This window comes from Rhodobacter capsulatus, assembly GCF_005144475.1.
Taxonomy (GTDB): Bacteria; Pseudomonadota; Alphaproteobacteria; order Rhodobacterales; family Rhodobacteraceae; genus Rhodobacter; species Rhodobacter capsulatus_C.
On record NZ_SWJZ01000096.1, the window covers coordinates 1 to 308 of the forward strand.

Below are 308 nucleotides of genomic sequence, written 5' to 3' on the forward strand. Positions count from 1 at the left end.
TCGGAAGGCCGGGTGCTGCGCGACGAGAACGGCTACCGGATCATGGACACGGAATGGCACCGCATCACCTGCTTCAACGGTCTGGGCAAGACGGTGGCGGAGCACTGCGAGAAGGGGATGAAGGTTCTGGTGCAGGGGCGCATCCACTACACGAAATGGACCGACGCGGCGGGCGTGGATCGCTACGGCTGCGAGATCATCGCGGAGCGGGTCGACTTCTTGAGCCGCCCGAAGGCTGCCGAGGGCGAAAGCCCCGAGTTCATCGACCGCGACGACGAGATCCCGTTCTGACGAACGGGGCCTCGGCC

The 308-nt window shown here is 65.6% G+C and carries 1 protein-coding gene; it reads left to right on the top strand.

Features of this window, described 5'->3' with window-relative positions:
• A partial coding sequence (locus FBT96_RS17615) for a single-stranded DNA-binding protein (RefSeq protein WP_136908972.1) occupies nt 1-291 on the top strand: 291 nt, incomplete at its 5' end.
• Nucleotides 292-308 lie beyond the last annotated feature (17 nt).